This is a genomic window from Streptomyces sp. ICN903, assembly GCF_022015835.1.
Classification (GTDB): Bacteria; Actinomycetota; Actinomycetes; order Streptomycetales; family Streptomycetaceae; genus Streptomyces; species Streptomyces fenghuangensis.
In genome coordinates, this window is record NZ_JAKMAY010000056.1 from 1 (window position 1) to 24,369 (window position 24,369).

Below are 24,369 nucleotides of genomic sequence, written 5' to 3' on the forward strand. Positions count from 1 at the left end.
CCCGCGGCCCCCGCCCACACCCGGACCCGTGCGCCGCACTGGTTCGCCACCGCCGCGGCGCTGGGCGCACTGCTGGGCGCGGTCGCGCTGCTGGAGCCCGCCGGCGCCGACGCCACCCAGCCGCGGGAGACCGCCGCAGTGGCTCCCGGGCCGGACGCGGACACGGCCCGCTACCCGCTGGAATGCGGCCCCGTGGAGGCCGAGGTGATCGACAGGGCGGCCGTGGACTTCGACGGCGACGGCCGCGCCGAGACCGTCGCGGTGGTCCGCTGCGCCGCGGGGATCGGCACCCCGCCCAGCGGGGTGTACGTCCTGGCACACCCCGTGAGCGAGGGAGGCGAACCCCGGATCGCCGAGACCCTGGTGGACCCGGAGGAAGGGATGACGGTGCAGGACCTGGCCGTCCGCGACCGCACGGTGTCCGCCAGACTGCTGGGCTACTCGTCGCCGGAGGTGCCCCGATGCTGTCCCGACCAGGCGCGGGACATCGAATGGGAGTGGCGGGGCGGGAAGTTCGTGCTGGAGGCGGCGCCGACCGCACGGAGTGTCTGAGCGGTCACACGACACCCGGCTCGGCCGGGAGGCCGGAGCGCCGCCGTACTACCCGGCGTCGGGGCCGTACACCTCGACGCCGTCGGCCGCCCGGCGCACGTGGATGCACTCGCCCGGGCACTCCTTGGCCGAATCCACCACGTCGCCGAGCAGCGGGAGGGGGACGGGGGCGGTGGCGCCCGGTTCGGTGCGCAGCTCCGCCTCCTCGCCCGCGGGGGCGGGGCCCTTCACGTAGGCGAGTCCGTCGATGTCCAGCTCGAAGACCTCGGGCGCGTACTGCGCGCAGATCCCGTCGCCGGTGCAGAGTTCCTGGTCGATCCAGACTTCCAGTTCTGCGGTCTGCTCGTTGTGCGAGCCCATGTTGCTGCCTGCCGTTTCTGCGCTCGTGACCGGACCGTGTGACGGATTGTCGGTGTGATCTTGGCGGAATAGAGCCACCCGTGACGGGGGTTGACGCTTCAGACGATACAACCGGCCGCTTTCCGGAGAGGTTGGGTGGGTATTCACCCGGGGTAAGGGAGTGCGCAAGGGTGAAGATCAGACACACCCCGACCGTGTTTGTGATCTAGGGGTTTCAACCCCCACGGGTCCAGGTAGGGTCAGGAAGCGTCCAGCTCCCCTTGGAGGAGGTGAGGACCGTGGCAGCCCACGACGACGACATCAACCGCGGCATCCGGCCCGAACGGGGTTCCGACGACCCGGCAGGCCAGGTTGCCCATCTCGAGCAGGAGATCGCCGTCCTGCGCCGCAAGCTCGCCGACTCTCCGCGCCACACTCGGATTCTCGAGGAGCGGATCGTCGAGCTGCAGACGAATCTGGCCGGTGTGTCCGCACAGAACGAGCGGCTCGCCAACACCCTCCGTGAGGCCCGTGACCAGATCGTGGCCCTCAAGGAGGAGGTCGACCGGCTGGCCCAGCCGCCGGCCGGCTTCGGGGTTTTTCTGCAGGCGAACGAGGACGGTACGGCCGACATCTTCACCGGCGGGCGCAAGCTCCGGGTGAACGTCAGCCCCAGTCTCGACCTCGGTGAGCTCAGGCGTGGCCAGGAGGTCATGCTGAACGAGGCGCTCAACGTGGTCGAGGCCATGGAGTTCGAACGCGCCGGGGACATCGTCACCCTCAAGGAGGTCCTGGAGGACGGCGAGCGGGCCCTGGTGATCGGGCACACCGACGAGGAGCGCGTGGTCAGGCTCGCCGAGCCCCTTATGAACGCCACGCTCCGGGCCGGTGACGCGCTGCTGCTGGAGCCGCGCTCGGGGTACGTCTACGAGGTCGTGCCCAAGAGCGAGGTGGAGGAGCTCGTCCTCGAAGAGGTCCCGGACATCGACTACAACAAGATCGGTGGCCTGGGCGGTCAGATCGAGCTGATCCGCGACGCGGTGGAGCTCCCCTACCTCTACCCGGACCTGTTCAAGGAGCACGAACTCCGCCCGCCCAAGGGCGTCCTGCTCTACGGCCCGCCCGGCTGCGGCAAGACCCTCATCGCCAAGGCCGTGGCCAACTCCCTTGCCAAGAAGGTCGCCGAGGTGACCGGGCAGCCCCAGGGGAAGAGCTACTTCCTCAACATCAAGGGCCCCGAGCTGCTGAACAAGTACGTCGGCGAGACCGAGCGGCACATCCGGCTGGTCTTCCAGCGGGCCCGGGAGAAGGCGAGCGAGGGTACGCCCGTCATCGTCTTCTTCGACGAGATGGACTCCCTGTTCCGCACCCGCGGCTCCGGAGTCAGCTCGGACGTGGAGAACACCATCGTCCCGCAGCTGCTGTCGGAGATCGACGGTGTGGAGGGGCTGGAGAACGTCATCGTCATCGGCGCCTCCAACCGCGAGGACATGATCGACCCGGCGATCCTGCGTCCCGGACGCCTCGACGTGAAGATCAAGATCGAGCGTCCGGACGCCGAGGCCGCCAAGGACATCTTCTCGAAGTACCTGACCCCGAACCTCCCGCTGCACGCGGACGACCTCGCGGAGCACAACAACGACCCCGAGGCCACCGTCGCCGGGATGATCCAGTCGGTCGTCGAGCAGATGTACGCCGAGTCCGAGGAGAACCGCTTCCTGGAGGTCACCTACGCCAACGGTGACAAGGAGGTCCTGTACTTCAAGGACTTCAACTCCGGCGCGATGATCCAGAACATCGTCGACCGGGCCAAGAAGATGGCGATCAAGGCCTTCCTCGACCACAACCAGAAGGGCCTGCGGGTCTCCCATCTGCTCGCCGCGTGCGTGGACGAGTTCAAGGAGAACGAGGACCTGCCCAACACCACCAACCCCGACGACTGGGCCCGTATCTCCGGCAAGAAGGGCGAGCGGATCGTCTTCATCCGCACCCTCGTCACCGGAAAGCAGGGCGCGGACACCGGACGCTCCATCGACACGGTGGCCAACACCGGTCAGTACCTGTAGAAGACACCGTCCGGCTGCGGATGCCCGTGTCCCCGTCGAGAGGCGGGGCGGGTGTCCGCAGCCGGATCTTTTCGGACCGATCTCCACCGAGGAAACACGGGAAGTCCGCAGTGATCTCCCAACCGGGGCCCGACCGCCCTAGGCTCGTCCGTACCGCCGCCATGCGGAGTGCGGGGCCAGGGGCCGCGAACGGGCCGGATGCGCAGCGGGACTTGAGCGGTGGCCCAAAGGCGGGCCGCCGCCGGGCAAGGAGGGCCGCATGACCGTACGGCGAGTGATGGGCATCGAGACGGAGTACGGGATCTCCGTCCCCGGTCACCCGAACGCCAATGCCATGCTCACCTCGTCCCAGGTCGTCAACGCCTACGCGGCGGCGATGCACCGGGCGCGCCGCGCCCGCTGGGACTTCGAGGAGGAGAACCCGCTGCGGGACGCCCGGGGCTTCGACCTCGCGCGCGAGGCCGCCGACTCCAGCCAGCTCACGGACGAGGACATCGGCCTGGCCAACGTGATCCTCACCAACGGCGCGCGGCTGTACGTGGACCACGCGCACCCCGAGTACAGCGCCCCGGAGGTCACCAACCCGAGGGACGCCGTGCTGTGGGACAAGGCCGGCGAGCGGATCATGGCCGAGGCCGCCCGGCGCGCCGCCGAGGTGCCCGGCGCCCAGCCGATCCACCTGTACAAGAACAACACCGACAACAAGGGCGCCTCCTACGGCTGCCACGAGAACTACCTGATGAAGCGGGAGACCCCCTTCTCGGAGATCGTGCGCCATCTGACGCCCTTCTTCGTCTCCCGCCAGGTCGTCACCGGGGCCGGGCGCGTCGGGATCGGGCAGGACGGCTCCGAGCACGGCTTCCAGATCAGCCAGCGGGCCGACTACTTCGAGGTGGAGGTCGGCCTGGAGACCACCCTCAAACGGCCGATCATCAACACCCGCGACGAGCCGCACGCCGATGCCGAGAAGTACCGCCGGCTGCATGTGATCGTCGGCGACGCCAACCTGTCGGAGATCTCCACCTACCTCAAGCTCGGCACCACCTCCCTGGTGCTGTCCATGATCGAGGACGGCTTCATCGCCGTCGACCTGGCCGTCGACCAGCCCGTGCGCACCCTCCACCAGGTCAGCCACGACCCGTCGCTGCGCCGGCCGATCACGCTGCGCAGCGGACGGACGCTCACCGCCGTACAGCTCCAGATGGAGTACTACGAGCTGGCCCGCAAGTACGTGGAGGAGCGCTGGGGGCAGGACGCGGACGAGCAGACCAGGGACGTGCTGACCCGCTGGGAGGACGTCCTGGTGCGCCTGGAGAGCGACCCGATGAGCCTGGCGGGCGAGCTGGACTGGGTCGCCAAGCGGGAGCTGATGGAGGGCTACCGGCGCCGCGACGGCCTGGACTGGGACGCGGCCCGGCTGCACCTGGTGGACCTGCAGTACGCCGACGTACGCCCCGACAAGGGGCTGTACAACCGCCTGGCGGCCCGCGGCCGGATGAAGCGGCTGCTGGACGAGGCGGAGGTGGAGCGGGCCCGCTCCCAGCCCCCGGAGGACACCCGGGCCTACTTCCGGGGCCAGTGCCTGGAGCGGTACGCCGACGCGGTGGCCGCGGCCTCCTGGGACTCGGTGATCTTCGACCTGCCGGGTCGGGACTCCCTCCAGCGGGTACCCACCCTGGAGCCGCTGCGCGGCACGCGCGCCCACGTCGGCGAGCTGCTCGACCGCTGCGGTACGGCGGAGGAGCTGGTCAGGGCGCTGTCGGGGAAGTGAACCGGGGGAGAAGGGACGGCTGAAAGCCTCCGGACGCGGGAATCATGGAGACGGCTTCCGAACGCCGGCGACGGCGGCGTGGCAGGGGCAAGGCGGTGGCACGGCAGGAAGTGCCATCGAACAGGAGAAGGGCCGATGTCAGGCCCGGCTTGTAGGGTCTGATCTTGTACCGTCCAACCGAGCGGGGTGAGGTATATGGCGACCAAGGACACCGGCGGCGGTCAGCAGAAGGCGGCACGCACCACCGAGGAGGCCGACGAGCAGGCGCAGGACGCGCAGGTCTCGGAGGACCTCAAGGAGCGCCAGGAGGCGCTGTCGGACGAGGTGGACTCCGTGCTGGACGAGATCGACGACGTACTCGAGGAGAACGCCGAGGACTTCGTGCGCTCCTTCGTGCAGAAGGGCGGCGAGTAGGGCGTGCCCGTCCGTCCCGCACCCCCGCGACGGCGGGGGTGCGGGACGGATGACATCCGCCGCCACGGGTAAGGTCCGTGCAGGATTCTCAAGATCCGGTCTCACGATCTGGTGGAAGGAAACGTGTGGAAGCCAACACCCGTAGCACAGGGCGTCTGCCTGCTGCCTTCCTGACGCCGGGCTCGTCCTCGTTCATGGACTTCCTGTCCGAGCACGCGCCCGAGCAGCTCCCCGGCAACCGTCCGCTCCCGCCCGTGAAGGGCGCCGTCGAGGCGCCGCACGGCACGACGATCGTCGCGGTCACCTTCCCCGGCGGCGTGGTGCTGGCCGGCGACCGGCGCGCGACGATGGGCAACATGATCGCCCAGCGCGACATCGAGAAGGTCTTCCCGGCCGACGAGTACAGCGCCGTCGGCATCGCCGGGACCGCCGGACTCGCCGTGGAGATGGTCAGGCTCTTCCAGCTGGAGCTGGAGCACTTCGAGAAGGTCGAGGGCACCCAGCTCTCCCTGGAGGGCAAGGCCAACCGCCTGTCCACGATGATCCGCGGCAACCTCGGCATGGCCATGCAGGGTCTGGCGGTGATCCCGCTGTTCGCCGGGTACGACGTGGACCGGGGCAGGGGCCGCATCTTCTCCTACGACGTGACCGGCGGGCGCTCCGAGGAGCAGGGCTTCGCGGCGGTCGGCTCCGGCTCGGTCTTCGCACGCGGTTCGCTCAAGAAGCTGCACCGCGACGACCTCGGCGAGCGGCAGGCGGTCACGGCCGTCGTCCAGGCCCTCTACGACGCCGCCGACGACGACTCCGCCACCGGCGGCCCCGACCTGGTGCGCCGGATCTACCCCGTCGTCGCGGTGATCACCGAGGACGGCTTCCGCAGGCTCACCGAGGAGGAGGTCGCCGAGATCGCCCGCTCGGTGCACGACGGCCGGCTCCAGTCGCCCAACGGGCCCCAGGCCCCTGTGCTCTAGATCAGGAAGGGACCGATAGCCGGTGTCGACGCCGTTCTATGTCTCACCCCAGCAGGCCATGGCGGACCGCGCCGAGTACGCCCGCAAGGGCATCGCGCGCGGCCGCAGCGTGGTCGTGTTGCAGTACGCCGACGGCATCGTGTTCGTCGCCGAGAACCCCTCTCGGGCACTGCACAAGGTCAGCGAGATCTACGACCGGATCGCCTTCGCGGCGGTGGGCAAGTACAACGAGTTCGAGAACCTGCGCATCGGCGGCGTCCGCTACGCCGACCTGCGCGGCTACACCTACGCCCGCACGGACGTCACCGCGCGGGGCCTGGCCAACGTCTACGCCCAGACCCTGGGCACCATCTTCTCCAGCGCGGCGGAGAAGCCGTACGAGGTGGAGCTGATCGTCGCCGAGGTCGGGGAGGGCCCCGAGGACGACCAGATCTACCGGCTGCCGCACGACGGCTCCATCGTCGACGAGCACGGTTCGGTGGCGGTCGGCGGCAACTCCGACCAGATCGGCAGCTACCTCGAACAGCGCCACCGGGACGGGATGACCCTGGCCGAGGCGCTCAAACTGGCGGTGGAGTCCCTGAGCCGGGACAGCAACGGCGGCGAGCGCACCCTCACGGCCGACCAGCTGGAGGTCGCCGTCCTGGACCGCACCCGGCCCCAGCAGCGCAAGTTCAAGCGCGTGCTCGGCCGGCAGCTCTCCCGGCTGCTGGAGGAGGACGGTACGTCCGCGCCCTCCGAGGAGTCCTCCGGTGAGCCGTCCGGCGGGGCCTCCCCGGAGGAGTCCTCCGCCTCCGAGGAGTAGCCTGCGCGCACCCCTCCCGCTTCCGCCGGCCGCCCGTGGGCCCCGGCCGCGCTCAGCGCCGGCCGGGGCCCACGGGCGTGTCCGGGGGCGGGGCGGTGGAGTCCCGCACGGTCAGCCGCACCGGCAGGGTCGTCACCCGGGCGGGGGATCCGGAGCCGCCGGCCTCCCGCGTCCGGCCGTCCGGGACGGCACCTTCCGTCCGGCCGTCCAGGACAGCCAGCAGAGCCCGCATCCCGGCCGCCCCCGCCTCCTCGGCCGGCAGCCGCACCGTCGTCAGCTCCGGCTCGACGGCCCGGGCGAGCGCCAGATCGTCGAAGCCGGTCACCGAGACGTCCTGCGGCACCCGCAGCCCCAGCCGCCGTACCGCCTTGCACGCGCCCGCGGCGAGCACGTCGTCGTCGCACACCAGCGCGGTCGGCCGGGGGACCGCCGCCAGCGCCTGAGCTGCGGCACGCGTTCCGGCGGCCACGTCCAGGCCGGCCGTCCAGGTGGGCGGTGGCGGGCAGCCGGCCGCGTCCAGAGCCCCGGCCAGTGCCGCGGCCCGCACCTCGAAGGTCCAGGAGTCCACCGCCGCGGCGATGTGGGCCACCCGGCGGTGGCCCAGCTCCAGCAGATGCCCCACCGCCTGCCGCATGCCGTCGGCGATGTCGAGGTTGACGGTGGCCGCCGCCTGGGTGTTCTCGGGATCGCTGTCGAGCATCACCAGCGGCAGTTCACCGCCGGAGCGCAGGGCGGCCAGCGCCTCGGAGGCCATCGAGGAGGCGATCACGCCGTCCAGGGCGGCGCCGGCGGAGTCGAAGGGATCCCGGGCGGGTCCGGTGCCCTCCGGGGAGGGGTAGAGCACCACCCCGAAGCCGTGCTCGGCGGCCACCCGCGCGGCGCCCGCGTGGAGCCGGGCGAAGAACTCGTTGGTCAGCGCCGGGACCACCAGCAGCGCGGTGCGGGTGCGCCCCAGCCGCAGGCTGCGCGCGGCCAGGTTCGGCCGGTAACCCAGCTCCCGTGCCGCCTCCCGCACCGCCTCGGCCTTGCCCGGCGAGACCCGGCCGCGCCACTTGCCGCCCAGCACCAGGGAGACGGCCGCCTGGGAGACACCGGCGGCACGCGCCACGTCCCGGCTCGTGGGCCGGGGTCGGTCGGTGGTCACTGGCCGGCTCCCGGAGTGGACGGACGATACGGACGGCGCCCGGGCCGGCGTGGACCCGGGGGCTGGTTCATGGTACGTATAACGAAGGGGGTTATACGTAACACTCATCCAGGCTGCCGGAGGAATCCGGGGAAGAGGAGCCGATCCATGGCGACGGGCTACGCCGAACTGCTGCGCGTAAGACACGCCGCGCGGCTGCTCACCGGCACCCTGGTCGGCCGGCTGCCGAACGCCACCGCAGCCCTGGCGATCGTGCTGTTCACCCGCGCGGAGGGCGGCAGCTACACCCTGGCGGGCGTGCTGTCGGCCGTCTACGGGCTGTCCAACGCCGTCGGCCAGCCGCTGCTGGGCCGGGCGGTGGACCTGTGGGGCCAGCCGCCGGTGATGCTGCCCGCCGCGCTGCTCTCCGGCCTCGGTATGGCCACCCTCGCTCTCGCCGGCATCGAACCGCTGCCCGTCGCCTGCGCCGCGACGGCCGTCGCCGGCCTGTTCACCCCGCCCCTGGAGGGCGGCCTGCGCGCCCTGTGGCCGTCCGTCCTGAAACACCCCGACCGGGTGCACGCCGCCTACGCGCTGGACGCGGTGGCCCAGGAGGTGATGTTCACCCTGGGGCCGCTGGCCGTCACGGTGCTGGTGGCCCTCTGGAGCGAGGCCGCGGCCCTGCTCGTGATCAACGCCCTGGGAGTGCTCGGCGCCCTGTCCGTGGTGGTCTCGCCGCCCTCCCGCCGCTGGCGCTCCGAACCGCGCGAGGCGCACTGGCTGGGGGCCCTGCGCTCCGGCGGCCTGCTCGCCCTGCTCGGCTCGTTCTTCTTCGTCGGCCTCGCCCTGGGGACGATCGCGGTGGCCGCGGTCGCCTACGCCGACGGCCACGGCGACGAGCTGATCTCCAGCTATCTGCTCTCGGCGCTGGGCGCCGGAGCCCTGGTCGGCGGCCTGGCCTACGGAGCCCGCACCTGGGCGGGGGAGCCCGAGGCCCGGCTGCGCGCCCTGGTGGCCGCTCTGGCGGCCGGCTACCTGCCGCTGGCGCTGGCGCCGGGTCCCGTGGCGATGACCTTCCTGGCCGGGGTCGCGGGCCTCTTCCTGGCCCCCGCGCTGGCCTGCGCCTTCGTGGTGGTGGACCGGCACGCACCGGCCGGCACGGTCACGGAGGCGTTCTCCTGGCTGGTGACGTCCTTCGGCGTCGGAGCCGCGGCGGGGACGGCCGTGGTGGGCCCGGTCATCGAACGGGGCGGGGCGCCCGCGGGCTTCCTCGTAGCCGGTGCGGGCGGTCTGGCCGCGCTGCTGGTCCTGCTGGCCACCCGGCGTGTCCTGGCGGCTCCCGCCCTGACCGCGTCCCCGGTTCCCGCCCCGCCTCCCACCCCGTCCTCCGGGGCCGTCGCCCGGATGGAAAGTGATCGGAACGGGGGAGCCGGAGCCGGTTTCAAAACCGGGCATCAGGCGTAAAGTTCATTCATGGACCGCCGAATCTTCGGGCTGGAGAACGAGTACGGCGTCACGTGTACGTTTCGGGGACAGCGGCGCCTGTCTCCTGACGAAGTGGCGCGGTACCTCTTCCGCCGTGTCGTGTCATGGGGCCGCAGCAGCAACGTCTTCCTCCGCAACGGCGCCCGCCTCTACCTGGACGTGGGATCGCATCCGGAGTACGCCACTCCGGAATGCGACAACGTGACCGAGCTGGTCACCCACGACAAGGCGGGCGAGCGCATCCTCGAAGGACTCCTCGTCGACGCCGAGCGACGCCTCCACGAGGAGGGCATCGCGGGCGACGTCTACCTGTTCAAGAACAACACCGACTCGGCGGGCAACTCCTACGGCTGCCACGAGAACTACCTCGTGGCCCGGCACGGGGAGTTCTCGCGCCTGGCGGACGTCCTCATCCCGTTCCTGGTGACCAGGCAGCTCGTCTGCGGCGCCGGCAAGGTGCTCCAGACCCCGCGCGGCGCGGTCTACTGCGTCAGCCAGCGAGCCGAGCACATCTGGGAGGGCGTCAGCTCCGCCACCACCCGGTCCCGGCCGATCATCAACACCCGCGACGAGCCGCACGCCGACGCCGAGCGCTACCGCCGCCTCCACGTCATCGTCGGCGACTCCAACATGTCCGAGACGACCATGCTGCTCAAGGTCGGCGCCACCGACCTGGTGCTGCGCATGATCGAGGCCGGCACGGTCATGCGCGACCTCACCCTGGAGAACCCGATCCGGGCGATCCGCGAGGTCAGCCACGACATCACCGGCCAGCGCAAGGTCCGGCTGGCCAACGGGCGCGAGGCGTCCGCGCTGGAGGTGCAGCAGGAGTACTACGAGAAGGCCGCCGACTTCTGCGAGCGGCGGGGCATCCGCACGGGCGTGGTGGACCAGGTGCTGGAGCTGTGGGGCCGCACCCTGGAGGCGGTCCGCACCCAGGAGCTCGACAAGGTCAACACCGAGATCGACTGGGTGATGAAGTACCAGCTCATCGAGCGGTACCGGGCCAAGAACAACATCACCATGTCCCACCCCCGGATCGCCCAGATAGACCTCGCGTACCACGACATCCACCGCCGCCGGGGGCTGTACTACCTGCTGGAGCGGAAAGGGCAGGCCGCCCGGATCTGCAACGACGTGAAGATCTTCGAGGGCAAGTCCGTGCCGCCGCAGACCACCCGTGCCCGGCTGCGCGGCGACTTCATCCGCCGGGCCCAGGAGCAGCGCCGCGACTTCACGGTGGACTGGGTGCACCTGAAGCTGAACGACCAGGCCCAGCGCACGGTGCTGTGCAAGGACCCGTTCCGCTCGGTGGACGAGCGTGTGGAGAAGCTCATCTCCGGCATGTGAGCCCGGCGGGCGGTGCGCCCCGGGACCGCGGCGCACCGCTGCGGTCCCGGGGCACACCGCCCGCCCCGGGACCGGATCCGCGCCCGGCCCGGGAACGAAATCGGTCCTTCCGGAAGTTGTGGGAGGTGGGCCGGGCGGCCCGTAGAGTGGCCGGCACGCCCGGAACGCCCGGACACCTCCTACACCACGAGTTGGACAGATGCTGCAATCTCGAGGGGGACGCCCCCCACACCCCCGCCCCCTGGCGAAGGTCGGCCGCCGCGTCGCCGCGGCCCTGGTCGTGCCCGCCATGCTGTTCACCGCGGCGTGCGGCTCCGACGGATCAGACGGCTCCTCCGAGGCCGCCACCAAGGTCTCCGGCAAGGTCGGCGAGGAGCCGAAGCTCACCGTCGCCGAGGACGCCGAGGCCCCGGACGAGGCCGCCGTGCGGACCGTCACCGAGGGCAAGGGCGACAAGCTCGCCGAGGGCGACTTCGTCCGCATCGACATCCTGATGACCAGCAACGGCCAGGAGCTGATCAACACCTGGAAGCAGCAGCCGGAGGGCGCCTCCGCGGGTGACGCCCGCCGACAGGAGGTCCTCCGTCTCGGTGAGGCGCAGGGGCTTCCCGAGCCGGTCGCCCAGTCCCTGATCGGAGAGCGGGCCGGCAGCCGCGTCCTGATCGAGGGCACCGCCGAGGCGATCATGGGCGACTCGATCAACCCGCAGCTGGGGATCGACGGAGCCGACAGCATGGTCTGGGTGGTCGACGCGGTCGCCTCCGCCAAGACCGACGCCAAGGCCGAGGCCAGCGGCGAGCAGGCGGCCGTCGGCGAGGGCATGCCCGAGGTGAAGGCCAACAAGCAGAAGGCCGCCACCATCACCGTCCCCAAGGGCGAGAAGGCTCCCGAGAAGCTGAAGGAGCAGGTGCTGATCGAGGGCGACGGGCCCGAGGTGGAGGCCGGCGACGGCCTGATCGCCCAGTACACCGGGGTCAAGTGGGAGGACGGGAAGAAGTTCGACTCCTCCTGGGACCACGGCGGCGCCACCGCCTTCCAGATCGGCACCGGCAAGGTCGTCAAGGGCTGGGACGACGCCCTGGTCGGCAAGAAGGTCGGGGACCGCGTCCTCCTGGTCATCCCGCCGGACCTCGCCTACGCGAGCAACCCGCAGTCGGAGCTGGCCGAGAACACGCTGGTGTTCGTCGTGGACATCGTCGGCAAGGTCTGACGATCTTCCTCGTCGGCGGCCCGCCGGGTCTGCGAGACTGTCCCGGTTGACCGATGGAAACGTTCGTAGGAGCAACTTCGTGAGCATCGACAAGCCCGAGATCGACTTCCCGGGCGGCGAGCCCCCGGCCGACCTGGAGATCAAGGACATCTGGGAGGGCGACGGACCGGTCGCCAAGGCCGGCGACACCGTCTCCGTGCACTACGTGGGCGTCGCCTTCTCCACCGGCGAGGAGTTCGACGCCAGCTGGAACCGCGGCACCCCGCTGAGCTTCCAGCTCGGTGTCGGCCAGGTCATCTCCGGCTGGGACCAGGGCGTGCAGGGCATGAAGGTCGGCGGGCGCCGCCAGCTGATCATCCCGCCGCACATGGCGTACGGCGACCGCGGCGCCGGCGGCCGGATCAAGCCGGGCGAGACGCTCATCTTCGTCTGCGACCTGGTCTCCGTCTGAGACCGGTCGAGCACCCGCCCGGGCCCCCGCCGTACGGCGGGGGCCCGGGCTTTGTACCGGGCGCGTCCGGAGCGGTACGGTCGACGATCGGGACAAGTACGAGAGAGGGCGTCGATGGCCATTGCCAAGGCCGAGCGGCTGATGAATCTGGCGCTGTGCCTGCTGGGAACGCGGCGCCCGCTGACCAAGCGCGAGCTGCGGGCCTCGATCGAGGCGTACCTGGAGGTCGGCGGGGGTCCGGGCAGAGGCGGCGAGGACGCCTTCAACCGGATGTTCGAGCGCGACAAGGACGATCTGCGCGAGCTCGGCCTGGTGATCGAGACGGTGGAGAACCTGGAGGGCGAGATCGCCTACCAGGCTCGCCGCGACAGCAACCGCCTCCCGCCCGTCGCCCTGGACGCCGAGGAGGCCGCCGCCCTCACCCTGGCCGCCAAGGTCTGGCAGCAGGCCCGGCTGGCCGGGGCCGCCAGCGGCGCCCTGCAGAAGCTGCGCGCCGCCGGGATGCCGCTGGCCGACACCGGTACGGAGGACCCGTACGGCGGCCACAGCGCCCTGGAGCCGCGCATCCCCGTGCGCGAGGCCGCCTTCGAACCGCTGATGCTCGCCTGCCGCGACCGGCGCCCGGTCACCTTCGCCTACCGCAAGTCCAACGCCGCCCGCCCCGAGACCCGGCACGTGGAGCCGTGGACGCTGGAGTGCTGGCGCGGTCACTGGTACCTGGCCGGCCACGACCGCGACCGGGGCGCCGAGCGGGTCTTCAGGCTCTCCCGCATCACCGGGCCGGTCCGCTCCCGCGCCGGGGCCTACACCGCCGAGGTGCCCGACCACGTCACCGTCCGCGAGACCGTCGAGCGGTGGGCCGGGGAGATCGCCACCGCCACCGCCCGCATCCGGCTTCGGCAGGGCGCCGGCTATCCGCTGCGGGCCAGGGCCCTGCAGACGCACGAGGCCGGGGACGGCTGGGACGAGCTGGAGATCCCCTACGGCCACGGGCTGGACGCCTGGCTGGTGGAGTTCGGACCGGACGTGGTCGTGCTGGAGCCCGCCGAGCTGCGGACCGACGTGGTGGACCGGCTGCGCGCCGTGGCCAAGGGATGACCGGCCCCGGCAAGGGGCCGCACAGGACCGGCCGGCCCGGCACGGGGCCGGCGAGGGCTTGAGGGAACTCAGGGAAGAGGCACCACCGACATGGCCACCAACGCCATCGACCAGACCCGCCGGATGCTGTCCCTGGTGACGTATCTGCGCGAGCGGCCCGGCGCCCGCGTCGAGGACGTCGCCCGCGCCTTCGGCATCACCACCGACGAGCTGATCTCCGACCTCCACGTCCTGCCGATGTGCGGCACCAGCTTCCGCGGCGGGGACCTGCTGGACATCGACACCGACGGCGAGCGCATCTGGTGGCACAACGCCGACGCGGTGGGCTCCAGTACCGGCGAGCCGCTGCGGCTGGCCGCCGACGAGGCCACCGCGCTGCTGGTGGCCGCGCGAGCCGTCGCCACCCTGCCGGGGCTGCGCGAGAGCGACCGCGAGGCCCTCCAGCGCGCCACCGCCAAGATCGAGGCGGCGGCGGGTGAGAGCGCCGGGGCCAGTTCCCGGCTGTCGGTCAGCTTCGAGTCCGAGGGCGGGGTCTTCGCGGACGTCGACCGGGCGATCTCCGAGCGCCGCAGGCTGTGGATCCGCTACTACTCGCCGACGCGCGACACGCTGACCGAGCGGGAGATCGACCCGATCCGGCTGTTCGCCGTCGGCCACACCTATGTCGAGGCCTGGTGCCGCCTGTCCGAGGCGCACCGCACCTTCCGGCTGGACCGGGTGGCCGAGATCAGGTTGCTGGACGAGCCCTCCGACCCGCCGCCGGTGGAGCTGCGCGATCTGTCCGAGGGGCTGGTCCAGCCCTCCGCCGAGGACCCGCAGGTGGTGATCGAGGTGGGTCCGGGCGGGCGCTGGGTGGCCGAGTACTACCCGCACGACAGTGCCGAGGAGCTGCCCGAGGGCGGTCTGCGCATCACCCTGCGCGCCCCCGATCCGGCCTCCCTGCGCCGCCTGGCCCTGCGGCTGGGCCGCGACGGCCGGATCGTCTCCCCGGGTGAGCTGGCCGACAGCGCCCGGGACGCGGCGCGGGCCGCGCTGGCCGCGTACGGCGACTGAGGGCCGGCCAGGTCCGGCGGGCCCCGGCCGGGGTTCCGGCCGGACGGGGCGTTCCCGCTCCGGCCGCGGCCGTCCACTACGCTCGCCCCATGCTCTGGCCCATGTTCTTCCTCACGCTCGCCTTCTGCGGAATCGCCGTGCTCGGTGTCCTCGCCGTCCGGGTGGGGCTGGAGGCGCGCCGCTTCGCCCGGGCGGTCGGCGACGGCTGCGAGCATCTCGCCAGGGCCGCCGAGGACCTGGAGCGGGCCGCGACCCCCCTGGCCGCACGGGCGCGGATCGAGCGCTGAACGGGGCGCCGGCGGTTTGCCGGGGATACGCGCCCGGGGTGCCGCCGGGCGTCGCCCCCTCCATGTCCGGACTCCGGGGCGGTACCCTTCAAGACGGTGTGAGCGTGGTGTCCGTGACCGGCACCGGGATGACGCGGAGGCATTGCCCCGCGTTCACCCCCCGGGGTTACGATCGCTGCCAGCGCACCAGTACGAGGAAGCCCGTCCGAATCAGTAGGGCAGGCACGGACACCGCCGCCCCGGCGAGAAGGTAGTGGCACATGATCGGCAACCTCAGGCCCATGGAGATCGTACTGATCCTCCTCGTCGTCCTGCTGCTGTTCGGCGCCAAGAAGCTCCCCGACATGGCCCGTTCCCTCGGCAAGTCGGCCCGCATCCTCAAGAGCGAGGCCAAGGCCATGAAGAAGGAGAACGAGAGCAACGAGGCCGCCCAGCAGGACGCCTCGGCGCAGCAGGCCGCGCCCAGGACGATCCAGGCCGCGCCCGGTGACGTCACCAGCTCCCGTCCGGTGAACGAGCCCGGCCAGCAGACCACCAAGAACTGATCCGGACCCAGGCCCGGCGACGGGCCCGGTGCCGTCCGAGCCCAGACACCCGGCACACCGCCACTGACACCGAGGACGTGGGTTGCTCAAGTCCGCCCGCAGACAGGGGAAGCCGCAGAGGGATCCCGAGGGGCGCATGCCGCTCGCGGAGCACCTGCGGGAGCTGCGCAACCGCCTGATGAAGTCGGTGCTGGCCATCCTGGCCGTCACCGTCGTCGGGCTGGTGTACTACAAGCAGATCGCCGACTTCCTCACCGAGCCTCTCCGCGACGCCGTCGGCTGCACCGCGGGCTTCGGCCGGGCCGCGGAGAAGGGCGAGGCCTGTGCCGAGATCACCATCAGCGGTGTGATCGCGCCCTTCACCCTCATGCTGAAGGTGGGGCTCACCACCGGCATGGTGCTGGCCTGCCCGGTCTGGCTCTACCAGCTGTGGGCCTTCCTCGCCCCCGGTCTGCACAGCCACGAGAAGAAGTACGCGCGCTCCTTCGTCGCGGCCGGCGTGCCGCTCTTCCTCGGCGGCGCCTACCTCGCGTACATCGTCCTGCCGACGATGGCCGCCACCCTGATCGAGTTCACCCCCGAGGGCACCGGAAACCTCGTGCCCCTGGACGAGCTCCTCGACATCATCACGCGGATGGTGATCGTCTTCGGGCTGGCCTTCGAGCTGCCCCTGGTGCTGGTGATGCTGAACTTCGGCGGGGTCCTCACCGGCCGCAGGCTGCTGGGCTGGTGGCGGGTCATGGTCGTCTCCATCACCCTCTTCGCGGCCGTCGCCACCCCCAGCGGTGACCCACTGACCATGGGCGCCCTGGCCGCGCCGATCGTGCTGCTGTACTTCATCGCCGTCGGGATCTCCCTGTTCAACGACCGGCGCCGCAGTCGCAAGGACCCCTACGCCGGGCTGAGCGACGACGAGGCGTCCCCGCTCGACCACACTCCGGAGAAGGTCGGGGCGATCGAGCCCGTCGACGGCCCCTCCGCGCTGCCCGAGAGCGCCGCCGAGGACGGTCCGACCAGGCGCAACGGTTACGACGACGCCACCTGAGCCGGTATGGTCCGCGCGTGAGCGGTGAGATCACCCTGTTCGTCAACCCCACCGCAGGCCACGGCCGCGGTGCGGGAGCCGCCCAGCCCGCCGCACGCGCCCTGCGCGCGGCGGGCTTCTCGGTGCGCACGGTCGTCGGCGCGGACGCCGACGACGCGCTCACCCGGGCGCGGCGGGCCGTGCGCGGCGGCACCGGCGCGCTGATCGCCGTCGGCGGGGACGGGATGACCTCCCTCGCCCTCCAGGCGGTGGCCGGCACCGACACCCCGCTGGGCGTGGTCGCCGTCGGCACCGGCAACGACATCGCCCGTTCCCTGGGCCTGCCCGTGCGCGACCCGGCCGGGGCGGGGCGGGTGATCGCGCAGGCCCTCAAGGAGGGGCGGAGCCGGAGCATCGACCTCGGCCGCGTCGGCGGTCGCTGGTACGGCAGCGTGCTGGCCTCCGGCTTCGACTCCCGCGTCAACGACCGGGCCAACCGCATGAGGTGGCCCGCCGGGCGCCTGCGCTACGACGCGGCGATACTCGCCGAACTGGCCGGGCTGCGGGCCGTCCCGTACCGCCTCAGGCTCGACGACGGCCCGCCGCTGGAGACCGACGCGACACTGGTCGCGGTCGGCAACGGCCCCTCCTACGGCGGAGGCATGAGGATCTGCGCGGACGCCCGCCTCGACGACGGCCTGCTGGACGTCACGGTGGTGGGGGAGTGCGGCCGCACCACCCTGCTGAGGGTCTTCCCGCGCGTCTACCGCGGCACCCACCTCGCCCACCCCGCGGTCACCGTGCACCGGGCGGCGAAGGTGACCCTGGAGACCGCCACGCCCGGGGAGACGGTGACCGGCTACGCCGACGGCGAGCCGCTGGAACCCCTGCCGCTCACGGTCGAGGCGGTTCCGGCGGCGGTCCGGGTACTCGCCCCGGAGCCCGCCGGGCCGTAAAGACCGGGTGCTGTGTCGGTGGCGGCCGGTAGGCTCGTAAGTACGATGACCGAGGACATGTCCCCAGCAGAGCGCTACGCCGCCGCCCGGGTCCGCGCCGCCGAGCAGGCCACCGCTCTGGCTCCCTTCCGCGAGATGTACGACTTCGAGCTGGACCCGTTCCAGATCGAGGCGTGCAGGGCACTGGAGGCCGGCAAGGGCGTGCTGGTCGCCGCGCCCACCGGATCCGGCAAGACGATCGTGGGCGAGTTCGCCGTCCACCTGGCCCTCACCCGGGGCCGCAAGTGCTTCTACACCACGCCCATCAAGGCGCTGTCCAACCAGAAGTACAACGACCTGGTCAAACGCCACGGCGCGCGGAACGTCGGCCTGCTGACGGGCGACAACAGCATCAACTCCGGCGCGCCGGTGGTCGTGATGACCACCGAGGTCCTGCGGAACATGCTCTACGCCGGCTCGCAGGCGCTCGCGGGCCTGGGCTACGTGGTGATGGACGAGGTGCACTACCTCTCCGACCGGTTCCGCGGCGCGGTCTGGGAGGAGGTCATCATCCACCTCCCAGACTCGGTGACGCTGGTGTCGCTGTCGGCCACCGTCTCCAACGCCGAGGAGTTCGGCGACTGGCTGGACACCGTCCGCGGCGACACCGAGGTGATCGTCTCCGAGCACCGGCCCGTGCCGCTGTGGCAGCACGTGCTGGCCGGGCGGCGGATGTACGACCTGTTCGAGGAGAAGAACGGCCGCCGCGAGGTCAACCCGGACCTGCTCCGCATGGCCCAGCTGGAGAACAGCCGCCTGCCCGCCTTCCGCGACCGGCGCCGCGGCAAACCGGTGCGCGAGGCCGACCGGGAGCGCGAGCGGCGCCAGCGCAGCCGGATCTGGACGCCCAGCCGCCCCGAGGTGATCGACCAGCTCGACTCCCAGGGGCTGCTCCCGGCGATCACCTTCATCTTCAGCCGCGCCGGCTGCGAGGCGGCCGTACAGCAGTGCCTGTACGCCGGACTGCGGCTGAACGACGCCGGGGAGCGGGCGCGGGTGCGCGAGCTGGTGGAGGAGCGCACAGCCTCCATCCCGGACGAGGACCTGCACGTGCTCGGCTACTTCGAGTGGCTGGAGGGGCTGGAGCGGGGCATCGCCGCGCACCACGCGGGCATGCTGCCGACCTTCAAGGAGGTCGTGGAGGAACTGTTCGTCCGCGGCCTGGTCAAGGCCGTCTTCGCCACCGAGACCCTCGCCCTGGGCATCAACATGCCCGCCCGGTCGGTGGTGCTGGAGAAGCTGGTCAAGTGGAACGGCGAGCAGCACGTCGACATCACCCCCGGCGAGTACACCCAGCTCACCGGCCGCGCCGGGCGGCGCGGCATCGACATCGAGGGCCACGCGGTGGTGCTGTGGCAGCGCGGCATGGACCCGGGCGCGCTGGCCGGGCTCGCCGGCACCCGCACCTACCCGCTGCGCTCCTCCTTCCGCCCGTCGTACAACATGGCGGTCAACCTGGTCTCGCAGTTCGGGCGGCACCGCTCGCGCGAACTGCTGGAGACCTCCTTCGCGCAGTTCCAGGCCGACCGCGCGGTCGTCGGCATCTCCCGGAGGGTGCAGCGCAACGAGGAGGGCCTGGAGGGCTACCGCGAGGCGATGACCTGCCACCTGGGGGACTTCGAGGAGTACGCGCGGCTGCGGCGCGAGCTGAAGGACCGCGAGACCGAACTGGCCCGGCAGGGCGCCCTCCAGCGGCGCGCGGCGGCGGCCGACTCGCTGGAGAAGCTGCGGCCGGGTGATGTGATCCACGTGCCCACCGGCAAGTTCGCCGGTCTGGCGCTCGTGCTGGACCCGGGTGTTCCGGCCGGGCGCAGCCACGGCCACCGCGGCTGGGACCACCACGACGGCCCCCGCCCTCTGGTGCTGACCGCCGCCCGCCAGGTCAAGCGGCTGGCCTCGATGGACTTCCCCGTCCCCGTCGAGCCGCTGGAGCGGATGCGGATCCCCAAGTCGTTCAACCCGCGCAGCCCGCAGTCCCGCAGAGACCTGGCCTCCGCGCTGCGCACCAGGGCCGGCCACCACGAGCCGGGGCGCACCCGCCGCGGGCAGCGCTCGGAGGCCGCCGACGACGCCGAGATCGCACGGCTGCGCAAGGCGATCCGCGCCCACCCCTGCCACGGCTGCGACGAGCGCGAGGCGCACGCCCGCTGGGCCGAGCGCTACCACCGCCTCAAGCGCGACACCCGGCAGCTGGAACGCCGCATCGAGGGCCGCACCAACACCATCGCCCGCACCTTCGACCGCGTCTACGCGCTCCTGTCCGACCTGGGCTATCTGCGCGGCGACGAGGTGACCGACGACGGCAGGCGGCTGGCCCGGCTCTACGGCGAGCTGGACCTGCTGGCGAGCGAGTGCCTGCGCGAGGGCGTCTGGGAGGGCCTGTCCCCGACCGAACTGGCCGCCTGCGCCTCGGCCCTGGTGTACGAGGCGCGCTCGGCCGACGACGCCCTCCAGCCGGTGCTGCCCGGGGGGAGGGCCAAGGACGCGCTGGGCGAGATGGTCCGCATCTGGGGCCGGCTGGACGCCCTGGAGGAGGAGCACCGGATCAACCAGTCCGAGGGCGTGGGCCAGCGCGAGCCCGACCTCGGCTTCGCCTGGGCCGCCTACCGCTGGGCGGAGGGCGACAGCCTGGACTCGGTGCTGCGGGAGGCCGAGATGCCCGCAGGCGACTTCGTGCGCTGGTGCAAGCAACTGGTCGACGTGCTCGGCCAGATCGCCGCGGCGGCGCCCGAGGGCGGCACGGTGGCGCGCAACGCCCGCAGGGCGTCCGAGAAGGTGGTGCGCGGCGTGGTGGCGTACACCTCCGTCGGCTGACGGGCGGGCCACGGCGGACACGGTCCGGCCCCCGGGCCGGACCGTGCGCGCCGGGTGGGGCCGGAGTGCGGCCTTCGGCGCGCGGTCAGCGTGCGGACGCTTCCCCTGCCGTTCCGGCCTGAGCGGCCTGAGCGGAAGGGGAGGCAGAAGCGCCGGGTGCCTCCTCCTGCTCCGCCTCCACCTGTGCGTTCCACTCCCGCTTCGACGCCTGCCAGCCGTCCTCGTCATGGCCCAGGCGCCAGTAGCCGGAGACCGACAGACGCTCGCGCGGCACACCCCGCTCGGTGCGCAGATGGCGGCGCAACTCCCTCACCCAGCCCGCCTCGCCGTGGACGAACGCCTGCACGTCGCCGGGCGGGAAGTCCAGTGCGCGCACCGCCTGGACCAGACGGGCGCCGACCCGCTCGGCGCCGCGGTGCAGCCAGCGCAGTTCGGCGTTCGGGGGCAGGGCGAGGTCCTGCTCCTCCTCCGGGCCCGCGACCTCGACGAAGGCGTGCACCGGAGCCCCGCCGGGTACCGCCTCCAGCGATGCGGCGACGGCGGGCAGCGCGCTCTCGTCGGCCACCAGCAGATGCCAGTCGGCCTCGGAGGAGGGGCGGTAGCCGCCGCCGGGACCGAGGAAGAGGACCTCCTCGCCCGGCTCGGCGCGCGCCGCCCAGGGCCCGGCCAGCCCCTCGTCGCCGTGGACGACGAAGTCCACGGTCAGCTCGCACGCCCGCGCGTCCCAGGCGCGCACGGTGTAGGTGCGGGTGACGGGCCACTGGTCGCGCGGCAGCCGGGCGCGGATGTCGGCGAGGTCGAAGGGCTCGGGGTAGCGCACACCCTCCGCCGGGAACAGCAGCTTGACGTAGTGGTCGGTGTACGCGCCGGCCGGGAAGCCGGCCAGGGACCGACCGCCGAGCACCACGCGGACCATGCCGGGCGACAGGCGCCGGGTGCGCACCACCCGGGCCCGGTTCAGGCGGGGTGTGCGGCGGGTCGGACGGTCTGCCACAGTGCTCTCCTCATGAGGTTAGGTATACCTAACCCTACGGGATGTCCGCCGGGCCGCCACGGTCGCCCGGACCCCGGGGCCAAACCTGCGGGGGCGCTCAGCCCGCCAGCGCGTCCAGCAGCCGCCGCAGCGAGCCGCCCAGTCCCCACCGCTCGGCCAGCTCCTCCAGCTCCTGGGCGTGCAGCGGCTCGGCCGGAAGCGCCGGGTCGAACTCCGGCAGCGCCACGTCCCCGGCCACCCGCACCACCTTCGGCGCCACGGCCAGATACTCCCGCGCCGCCTCCAGCCTCCGCCGCTGCGCCGGCGTCAGACCGGAGGCGGGATCGCCGACGGCGGCCAGGATGCCCTCCAGATCGCCGTACGACTGAAGCAGCCGGGCCGCGGTCTTCTCGCCGACACCGGCCACCCCCGGCAGCCCGTCGCTCGGGTCACCGCGCAGCAGGGCCAGATCCGCGTACGCCGACCCGCTCGCCACGCCGTACTTCTCCCGCAGGGCCGCCTCGTCGACGACCGCGGGGTCGCCCATGCCCTTGACGGGGTAGAGCACCCGCACCCCGCGCGCGTCGTCGACGAGCTGGAACAGGTCGCGGTCGCCGGTGACGACGTCCACCGGACCGTCGGCCCGGCGGACGAGGGTGCCGATGACGTCGTCGGCCTCGTAGCCGTCCGCGCCGACCCGGGCGATGCCGACCGCGTCCAGCACCTCCTCGATCACCGGGACCTGGGGGGAGAGGGTGTCGGGCGTCTCTTCGGTATCCGGGCCCTCGGCGGACTCCTCCACCACCCGGTGGGCCTTGTAGGACGGGATCAGTTCGACCCGCCAGTGCGGCCGCCAGTCGTTGTCCATGCAGGCGACCAGATCGTCGGGGCGGTGGTCGCGCACCAGGCGGGCGATGAAGTCCAGCAGCCCGCGCACCGCGTTGACCGGGGTGCCGTCGGGCGCCCTGACCGACTCGGGAACCCCGAAGTAGGCGCGGTAGTAGAGGGATGCGGCATCGAGGAGCATCAGGCGTCGCGTGGTCACGCCCCGATCATGCCGCACCGGTCCGACAGCGGGGACCCGCGGCGGGGGCCCGCCCCGCCGCGGGGCGCCGGTCGCCGGACACCGGGCCTAGGCTGACCGCATGGCGACCGCACGACGACACCAGTCCCCCTCGGCCCCGGCTCAGGGGTTCGGCACCGTCCGCCGCGTCGTCTCGCTGGTGCCCTCGCTGACCGAGGCGGTGGCCGCCACCGGCCCGGAACTGTTGGTCGGAGCCACCGACTGGTGCGGCCATCCGCCCGGTCTGGACGTGGTGCGGGTGCGGGGCACCAAGAACCCCGATCTGGAGCGGATCGCGGCCCTCCGCCCCGACCTGGTCATCGCCAACGAGGAGGAGAACCGCCCCGCCGACCTCGCCGCCCTGCGCGGCGCGGGCACCGAGGTGCTGGTCACCGAGATCCGTACGCTCCCTCAGGCGTTCGCCGAACTGGACCGGGTGCTCACCGCCGGATGCGGACTGCCCCGGCCCGTCTGGCTGGACGAGGCCGAGGACGCCTGGAGCGCGCTGCGGCCAGTGGTCGACGCCACCGCCGTGGTGCCGATCTGGCGGCGGCCGTGGATGGTGCTGGGCCGGGACACCTTCGCGGGCGACATCCTGGCCCGCCTCGGCGTGCGCAACGCCTACGCCGGTCACGCCGAGCGCTATCCGCGCGCCGGGATCGGGGAACTGAACGAGCCGGGCCGGGCCGATCTCGTGGTGCTGCCCGACGAGCCGTACCGCTTCACCGCCGACGACGGCCCCGAGGCGTTCCCCGGGCTGCCGGCGGCCCTCGTCAGCGGGCGGCATCTGACCTGGTACGGGCCCTCCCTGGCCGAGGCGCCGGCCGTCCTCGGTACGGCGCTGGCCGCCGCGCTGTCCGGCCCGCCGACCGGCCGGCCGGCCGCTCCGCCGTCCTGACCGGAGTGCTGTCCTGACCGGTGCGCCCCGCTCCGTCACGGCTTGTGGGGGGCGCACCGGTCCTCCCGGGCGCCGGTTGCCGCTACTGTGCACGCCGTGAGCATGACGACACCGCCCGGCTGGTACGCGGACCCCGGGCACACGGGCCCCGGCCCGGCACCCGAGCGCTGGTGGGACGGCTCGGCCTGGACCGCGCACACCCGGACCGCCGACGCCGGCGTACACGACGCCTACGACGCCTACGACGCGTACGGCGCCCGGGACACCCACACCCTGTACGGGCGGCCCGTCGCCCTCCCACCGGATCCGGAGGCGGGGCCGTCGCGCGGGCCGCTGGTGGCCGCCGTCATAGCCGCCGCGGTCGTGGTGAGCGCGCTCCTGGCGGGAGGGCTGCTCCTGCTCGGCGGCTCCGGCGGCTTTGACGACCGCCGGGCTCGGCCCGGCGCCACCGCCGGCGCGGACGAGACCCCCGGCGGAACGCCGCCCGGCGGACCGGAGGAGAACGAGCCGGACAAGGACCCGGGAGGCGAGGAGGAGGACCGAACCCCCGGCACCGCGGTCGACCGCGTCAACGGCGTCGGCGTCCCCGTCCCCGAGGGCTGGAACGAGTCGGAGACCGACGGCGGGATCTGGCTGTCCTCCGGTTCCTACCCCTGCCCCGGAGACGCCTCCCTCACCTGCGTCCGCGCCGGGGTCTCCCTGCGGGCCGCCGACGACCTCGCGGGGGCGGACCCGCGGGCGATGGCCGAGGCGGACATCGCCCGCAACGCCGAGGAGTCCTACGACACCAGGGGCTACGGCGGGATCGAGGAGCACGAGGTGGTCTCCTCCGGCGAGGTCACCGTCGCGGGGCAGGAGGGCCACCGGGTGCGCTGGCGGATCGCCAACGAGCTGGAGCCCGACGCGTACGTGGAGTCCGTCGTCTTCCCCGCGCCCGACGGCAGCGGCCGGATGCTGGTGATGCGCCTGGGTTTCGACATCCACGCCGACGCCCCGGACCCCGGCGAGATGGACCGGATCGTGGCGGGCGTCCGCGCCGTCGGCGGCCCCGGCATGGAGGTCTGAGATCCCCGGCCCCCACC

General features: G+C 72.5%; 23 protein-coding genes. 19 read left to right on the plus strand and 4 right to left on the minus strand.

The genetic code is table 11. From position 1 onward, the window contains the following. Positions 1-552, plus strand: a 552-nt coding sequence (locus L7D48_RS08405) for a hypothetical protein (RefSeq protein ID WP_237878339.1), incomplete at its 5' end; no start/stop codon positions are given. 48 nt (positions 553-600) lie between these two features. Here the strand turns inward: L7D48_RS08405 and L7D48_RS08410 are convergent. After that, positions 601-912, minus strand: coding sequence for a ferredoxin (locus tag L7D48_RS08410; RefSeq protein ID WP_237878340.1), 312 nt, complete (start codon positions 910-912; stop codon positions 601-603). Positions 913-1,190: 278 nt separating this feature from the next. Between L7D48_RS08410 and arc the strand changes: the two genes are divergently transcribed. The 5 genes from arc to prcA all read left to right on the plus strand — a co-directional run bounded on the left by arc (position 1,191) and on the right by prcA (position 6,918). Further along, positions 1,191-2,957, plus strand: a complete 1,767-nt coding sequence (gene arc, locus L7D48_RS08415) for a proteasome ATPase (RefSeq protein ID WP_237878341.1) — start codon at positions 1,191-1,193, stop codon at positions 2,955-2,957. 259 nt (positions 2,958-3,216) lie between these two features. Beyond that, the gene (dop, locus tag L7D48_RS08420) at positions 3,217-4,728 is read left to right on the plus strand and encodes a depupylase/deamidase Dop (RefSeq protein ID WP_237878342.1); all 1,512 of its coding nucleotides are present in this window, start codon (positions 3,217-3,219) and stop codon (positions 4,726-4,728) included. A gap of 195 nt (positions 4,729-4,923) precedes the next feature. After that, a complete protein-coding gene (locus tag L7D48_RS08425) occupies positions 4,924-5,142 on the plus strand; it encodes a ubiquitin-like protein Pup (protein WP_237878343.1) in 219 nt (72 codons plus the stop codon). Between the two features lie 125 nt (positions 5,143-5,267). Continuing rightward, positions 5,268-6,113: a proteasome subunit beta gene (prcB, locus tag L7D48_RS08430; protein ID WP_237878344.1), complete on the plus strand. Its 846-nt coding sequence runs from the start codon at positions 5,268-5,270 to the stop codon at positions 6,111-6,113. Positions 6,114-6,135: 22 nt separating this feature from the next. Next, the gene (prcA, locus tag L7D48_RS08435) at positions 6,136-6,918 is read left to right on the plus strand and encodes a proteasome subunit alpha (RefSeq protein ID WP_237878345.1); all 783 of its coding nucleotides are present in this window, start codon (positions 6,136-6,138) and stop codon (positions 6,916-6,918) included. Positions 6,919-6,970: 52 nt separating this feature from the next. Here prcA and L7D48_RS08440 read toward each other — a convergent pair whose 3' ends face one another. Continuing rightward, positions 6,971-8,062 (minus strand): LacI family DNA-binding transcriptional regulator, encoded by a 1,092-nt coding sequence (locus tag L7D48_RS08440; protein ID WP_237878346.1) that lies wholly within the window; start codon positions 8,060-8,062, stop codon positions 6,971-6,973. A gap of 147 nt (positions 8,063-8,209) precedes the next feature. Here L7D48_RS08440 and L7D48_RS08445 point away from each other — a divergent pair, with 147 nt between their 5' ends. From L7D48_RS08445 to L7D48_RS08495, 11 genes are all read left to right on the plus strand, one after another. Further along, positions 8,210-9,505 carry an MFS transporter gene (locus L7D48_RS08445; protein ID WP_237878347.1) on the plus strand — a complete coding sequence of 432 codons (1,296 nt, stop codon included), beginning with the start codon at positions 8,210-8,212 and terminating at the stop codon, positions 9,503-9,505. 9 nt (positions 9,506-9,514) lie between these two features. Further along, positions 9,515-10,876 carry a Pup--protein ligase gene (gene pafA / locus L7D48_RS08450; protein WP_237878348.1) on the plus strand — a complete coding sequence of 454 codons (1,362 nt, stop codon included), beginning with the start codon at positions 9,515-9,517 and terminating at the stop codon, positions 10,874-10,876. A 199-nt stretch (positions 10,877-11,075) separates the two neighbouring features. Beyond that, positions 11,076-12,086, plus strand: coding sequence for an FKBP-type peptidyl-prolyl cis-trans isomerase (locus L7D48_RS08455; RefSeq protein ID WP_237878349.1), 1,011 nt, complete (start codon positions 11,076-11,078; stop codon positions 12,084-12,086). A 79-nt stretch (positions 12,087-12,165) separates the two neighbouring features. Next, positions 12,166-12,537: an FKBP-type peptidyl-prolyl cis-trans isomerase gene (locus L7D48_RS08460; RefSeq protein ID WP_101257209.1), complete on the plus strand. Its 372-nt coding sequence runs from the start codon at positions 12,166-12,168 to the stop codon at positions 12,535-12,537. Positions 12,538-12,651: 114 nt separating this feature from the next. Further along, positions 12,652-13,635 (plus strand): YafY family protein, encoded by a 984-nt coding sequence (locus L7D48_RS08465; RefSeq protein ID WP_237878350.1) that lies wholly within the window; start codon positions 12,652-12,654, stop codon positions 13,633-13,635. Between the two features lie 90 nt (positions 13,636-13,725). Next, complete coding sequence (locus L7D48_RS08470; protein WP_206348165.1) at positions 13,726-14,688, plus strand: YafY family protein; 963 nt, start codon at positions 13,726-13,728, stop codon at positions 14,686-14,688. Between the two features lie 89 nt (positions 14,689-14,777). Then, positions 14,778-14,975: a hypothetical protein gene (locus L7D48_RS08475; RefSeq protein ID WP_237878351.1), complete on the plus strand. Its 198-nt coding sequence runs from the start codon at positions 14,778-14,780 to the stop codon at positions 14,973-14,975. Between the two features lie 260 nt (positions 14,976-15,235). Beyond that, positions 15,236-15,520, plus strand: a complete 285-nt coding sequence (gene tatA, locus L7D48_RS08480) for a Sec-independent protein translocase subunit TatA (RefSeq protein WP_237878352.1) — start codon at positions 15,236-15,238, stop codon at positions 15,518-15,520. A 136-nt stretch (positions 15,521-15,656) separates the two neighbouring features. Beyond that, on the plus strand, positions 15,657-16,565 hold the full coding sequence (gene tatC, locus L7D48_RS08485; RefSeq protein ID WP_237878353.1) for a twin-arginine translocase subunit TatC: 909 nt from the start codon (positions 15,657-15,659) through the stop codon (positions 16,563-16,565). Between the two features lie 17 nt (positions 16,566-16,582). Then, a complete protein-coding gene (locus L7D48_RS08490; protein WP_237878354.1) occupies positions 16,583-17,500 on the plus strand; it encodes a diacylglycerol kinase in 918 nt (305 codons plus the stop codon). A 45-nt stretch (positions 17,501-17,545) separates the two neighbouring features. Further along, positions 17,546-20,353: an RNA helicase gene (locus L7D48_RS08495; protein ID WP_237878355.1), complete on the plus strand. Its 2,808-nt coding sequence runs from the start codon at positions 17,546-17,548 to the stop codon at positions 20,351-20,353. An 85-nt stretch (positions 20,354-20,438) separates the two neighbouring features. On the opposite strand, the gene L7D48_RS08500 is transcribed toward L7D48_RS08495, so the two are convergent. Both L7D48_RS08500 and L7D48_RS08505 read right to left on the minus strand, forming a co-directional pair. Beyond that, positions 20,439-21,347 carry a siderophore-interacting protein gene (locus tag L7D48_RS08500; RefSeq protein ID WP_237878356.1) on the minus strand — a complete coding sequence of 303 codons (909 nt, stop codon included), beginning with the start codon at positions 21,345-21,347 and terminating at the stop codon, positions 20,439-20,441. A 97-nt stretch (positions 21,348-21,444) separates the two neighbouring features. Then, entirely contained in the window at positions 21,445-22,353 is a 909-nt protein-coding gene (locus L7D48_RS08505; protein ID WP_237878358.1) for a 5'-3' exonuclease, read from the minus strand. A 118-nt stretch (positions 22,354-22,471) separates the two neighbouring features. Here L7D48_RS08505 and L7D48_RS08510 point away from each other — a divergent pair, with 118 nt between their 5' ends. Both L7D48_RS08510 and L7D48_RS08515 read left to right on the plus strand, forming a co-directional pair. Next, positions 22,472-23,287 (plus strand): helical backbone metal receptor, encoded by an 816-nt coding sequence (locus L7D48_RS08510; protein WP_237878357.1) that lies wholly within the window; start codon positions 22,472-22,474, stop codon positions 23,285-23,287. A gap of 102 nt (positions 23,288-23,389) precedes the next feature. Further along, the gene (locus tag L7D48_RS08515; protein WP_237878359.1) at positions 23,390-24,352 is read left to right on the plus strand and encodes a DUF2510 domain-containing protein; all 963 of its coding nucleotides are present in this window, start codon (positions 23,390-23,392) and stop codon (positions 24,350-24,352) included. Positions 24,353-24,369: the final 17 nt, after the last annotated feature.

What these genes read in the sequence shown, in the direction of transcription:
- L7D48_RS08410 (WP_237878340.1), bottom strand. Translation starts at nt 912, where the DNA reads ATGGGCTCGCACAACGAGCAGACCGCAGAACTGGAAGTCTGGATCGAC.
- dop (WP_237878342.1), top strand. Translation starts at nt 3,217, where the DNA reads ATGACCGTACGGCGAGTGATGGGCATCGAGACGGAGTACGGGATCTCC.
- L7D48_RS08425 (WP_237878343.1), top strand. Translation starts at nt 4,924, where the DNA reads ATGGCGACCAAGGACACCGGCGGCGGTCAGCAGAAGGCGGCACGCACC.
- L7D48_RS08445 (WP_237878347.1), top strand. Translation starts at nt 8,210, where the DNA reads ATGGCGACGGGCTACGCCGAACTGCTGCGCGTAAGACACGCCGCGCGG.
- pafA (WP_237878348.1), top strand. Translation starts at nt 9,515, where the DNA reads ATGGACCGCCGAATCTTCGGGCTGGAGAACGAGTACGGCGTCACGTGT.
- L7D48_RS08455 (WP_237878349.1), top strand. Translation starts at nt 11,076, where the DNA reads ATGCTGCAATCTCGAGGGGGACGCCCCCCACACCCCCGCCCCCTGGCG.
- L7D48_RS08465 (WP_237878350.1), top strand. Translation starts at nt 12,652, where the DNA reads ATGGCCATTGCCAAGGCCGAGCGGCTGATGAATCTGGCGCTGTGCCTG.
- L7D48_RS08470 (WP_206348165.1), top strand. Translation starts at nt 13,726, where the DNA reads ATGGCCACCAACGCCATCGACCAGACCCGCCGGATGCTGTCCCTGGTG.
- L7D48_RS08475 (WP_237878351.1), top strand. Translation starts at nt 14,778, where the DNA reads ATGCTCTGGCCCATGTTCTTCCTCACGCTCGCCTTCTGCGGAATCGCC.
- tatA (WP_237878352.1), top strand. Translation starts at nt 15,236, where the DNA reads ATGATCGGCAACCTCAGGCCCATGGAGATCGTACTGATCCTCCTCGTC.
- tatC (WP_237878353.1), top strand. Translation starts at nt 15,657, where the DNA reads ATGCCGCTCGCGGAGCACCTGCGGGAGCTGCGCAACCGCCTGATGAAG.
- L7D48_RS08495 (WP_237878355.1), top strand. Translation starts at nt 17,546, where the DNA reads ATGACCGAGGACATGTCCCCAGCAGAGCGCTACGCCGCCGCCCGGGTC.
- L7D48_RS08505 (WP_237878358.1), bottom strand. Translation starts at nt 22,353, where the DNA reads ATGCTCCTCGATGCCGCATCCCTCTACTACCGCGCCTACTTCGGGGTT.
- L7D48_RS08510 (WP_237878357.1), top strand. Translation starts at nt 22,472, where the DNA reads ATGGCGACCGCACGACGACACCAGTCCCCCTCGGCCCCGGCTCAGGGG.
- L7D48_RS08515 (WP_237878359.1), top strand. Translation starts at nt 23,390, where the DNA reads ATGACGACACCGCCCGGCTGGTACGCGGACCCCGGGCACACGGGCCCC.